Source organism: Mesorhizobium sp. (genome assembly GCF_041661565.1).
GTDB lineage: Bacteria > Pseudomonadota > Alphaproteobacteria > Rhizobiales > Rhizobiaceae > Mesorhizobium.
The window spans coordinates 1,738-4,486 of record NZ_JBAZUD010000234.1; the positions used below are offsets into that span (position 1 = coordinate 1,738).

The 2,749-nt window shown below is 62.3% G+C and carries 4 protein-coding genes; 2 read left to right on the plus strand and 2 right to left on the minus strand.

Translation table 11 applies throughout. The annotated features are described in order from the left end of the window. Positions 1 to 973, plus strand: a 973-nt coding sequence (locus tag WC739_RS24655) for a vitamin B12 dependent-methionine synthase activation domain-containing protein (RefSeq protein WP_372955604.1), incomplete at its 5' end; no start/stop codon positions are given. Positions 974 to 981: 8 nt separating this feature from the next. Here the strand turns inward: WC739_RS24655 and WC739_RS24660 are convergent. Continuing rightward, entirely contained in the window at positions 982 to 1,626 is a 645-nt protein-coding gene (locus WC739_RS24660; RefSeq protein ID WP_372955605.1) for a DUF998 domain-containing protein, read from the minus strand. Positions 1,627 to 1,726: 100 nt separating this feature from the next. On the opposite strand from WC739_RS24660, the gene WC739_RS24665 reads away from it, so the two are divergent. Continuing rightward, positions 1,727 to 2,140 carry a MarR family winged helix-turn-helix transcriptional regulator gene (locus WC739_RS24665; protein WP_372955606.1) on the plus strand — a complete coding sequence of 138 codons (414 nt, stop codon included), beginning with the start codon at positions 1,727 to 1,729 and terminating at the stop codon, positions 2,138 to 2,140. Between the two features lie 92 nt (positions 2,141 to 2,232). On the opposite strand, the gene WC739_RS24670 is transcribed toward WC739_RS24665, so the two are convergent. Further along, on the minus strand, positions 2,233 to 2,749 hold a 517-nt coding region (locus WC739_RS24670; protein WP_372955607.1), incomplete at its 5' end, for a DUF2058 domain-containing protein.

The window sequence follows — 2,749 nt, forward strand, 5'->3', positions numbered from 1 at the left end:
GCAGCCCGGCACGACGATATTCGACGACGTGCCCCTGGACGAACTGCGCGCGATCATCGACTGGACGCCGTTCTTCCAGACCTGGGAACTGTCCGGCCGCTACCCGCAGATCCTCGACGACGCCATTGTCGGCAAGCAGGCGCGCGAACTGTTTGACGATGCAACCAGGATGCTCGACCAACTCATCGCCGAAAAGTGGCTCACCGCCAAAGCCGTCGCCGGCCTCTGGCCCGCAAATTCCATCGGCGACGACATCGAAGTTGCCTTTGTAGGAGCGGCTTCAGCCGCGATTGGTTCGGGAGCTATCGCGGCTGGCTTTCAACAGACGCATGTCTGGTCAGCCGCTCCTACAACAACCATTACCCTGCATTGCCTGCGCCAGCAGGCCGACAAGCCGGACGATCGCCCAAATTTTTCGTTGGCGGATTTCATCGCGCCCAAGGACAGCGGCAAGGCCGACTGGGTCGGCGCATTCGCGGTCAATGCCGGCATCGGCATCGATCCGCATATCGCCCGCTTCGAAGCCGCGTACGACGACTACAATTCGATCCTGTTGAAATCGCTGGCCGACCGCCTGGCCGAAGCCTGCGCCGAGTGGCTGCATCGCAAAGTGCGTACCGAGTTATGGGGTTATGCGCCCGACGAAGCCCTGAGCGTGGACGAACTGGTCACGGAAAAGTACGTCGGCATCCGCCCCGCGCCGGGTTACCCGGCCTGTCCCGAACACAGCGAAAAGGCCACGATCTTCCGCTTGCTCGATGCCGAAAACGCCATCGGCCTGAAGCTGACGGAAAATTTCGCGATGCATCCCGCATCGGCAGTCAGCGGACTGTATTTTTCGCATCCACAGAGCCAGTACTTCGTCGTCGGCCGATTGAGCCGCGAGCAAGTTGCCGATTACGCCAAGCGCAAAGGCGTCAGCCTCCAGCAAGCCGAGCGCTGGCTGGCCCCCAACCTCGACTACGACCCGTAGGAGCGGCTTCAGCCGCGATGCTTCTCCAGTTCGCTGCGGCTTTCGATCTGGTTACGCATCAGATAGGGGGCTGCCGCAAACCAGCCCAGGAAGAGGACGAAGCTTGCGCGCTGTACCAGGCCCGGGGCCTGGAAGGTGCGATCCGCCATCAGGAAGATGGTGACCCCGACCACCCCGAGGAAGGCAGCGGCGCTCGCCAACGCGAGCGCTCTTGGCGTTCCATCGACGTATCGGCGAGCGATGCCGATCAAGGCCCAAAGCCAGGGAATGGGTGCCAGCATGACGAAGACCAGGTGCAGCCGGGTCAGCTTCGATCCCATGTCCGGATCGCCGTCGGCTCCCATTTCCATCGGAACCGCCGTCATCATGAACAACAATGCGGTCAGCATTATCGATTTGTAGCCGACCGCTCGCTCACCCATCCGAGCCCGATATCCGACGGCAAACAGCGCCAGGCAAACGCCGGTACCGACAAAGCCAAACGCATTCATCGCCAGCATGTACGGCGCCCCGACGGCACCCAGCTCGCTTATGGCTTTGGTTGCATGATGGTATTCAGGCCGGAGCGCCGCCAGCCCAAGCACCCATCCGAAGAACCAGGCAAAGGCGGCTGGCCCAGCCCAAACCCAGCGCACACGGTTTCGATCCGACATCGCCGATCCATTTATTTAGCTGCGCTAACTATATAGAAATTTGCTACAGTTGCAAGCCATGGCTTCCCCAGGCAATGAAGAACTGTCCGAAGAACTGGTCTTGATCGCGGTCAAGCTCATTCGGCGTCTTCGCGGCCTCGACCCATCCCCGGCGTTGACGCGGGCGGAAGCGTCAGTGCTGGCGGTACTCGTCTTCGCCGGCGAGCTGACCATGGGCGAACTGGCCCGCCAGGAAGGCGTCAAGGCACCCACCATGACCCGCCAGGTTCAGAACCTGGAGCGGCGCGGCCTGGTCAGAAGGCAGGCGGACAGCGCGGACGCGCGAATCACCCGCATCGCCATCACGGCATCCGGAAGGAAGTTGTTCGTTGCCGGCCAGAAGCGCCTGTTGACGCCGCTCGTCGAGCTGCTGAGGTCGTTCGACCGATCTGAATCGGCGACCTTGATTTCGGCAATGCCGGTGCTGCGGAAGGTCGCGAATGTGGGCGGGCGAAGGGCCGAGCCAGGGTCGTAGTTTTGGGGCGAACGACTATCGCGGCTGAAGCCGCGAAGCACATGGATGTGCGAGTGCCGCGTGAGGCAGGATGCCGAAGCGGCCTCCTACGGTTACCAGATCAGGTCGTCTGGGACCTGGTAGGCCGGATCACTGTAGGGATCGTCGGTCGGCGCGGCATTGGGATCGACCTTCAACGCGACCGCGGGTGGAAAAATCGCTTCGGCCTCGAGCAGTAAGGCGACGGGGATCAGCAGGTATCTCCCGTCCATCTGCGCCACGCCGAGTTCGCCGGCGTTGAGCGCGGTCAGCTGTGCTGCGGTCACGTAGATGCGCTTGATTTTGCCGCCGTATTCGAAATGACGGGCGATCTCCGCCGAGGGATCGTTGAGCGCCTTATCCTTCAGCAATACCGCGAGTCGAGCCTTCGCTTCGCGACGCTGTTTCGCCTCTTCCTGCTTCAGGCGCTCGGCTTCGATGCGATCGTCTTTTTCCTTTTGTGCGCGCAAGGCGTAAGCCTTGCCCAGGTCGATTTCTTCCTGGGACTTCGCCGGGGCGCGTCGCGCCGGCGAACCGCCCTCGCCGCGATGCCCCACGTCCGGCTTCCGCGATCCGGAATTATTGCGGCCT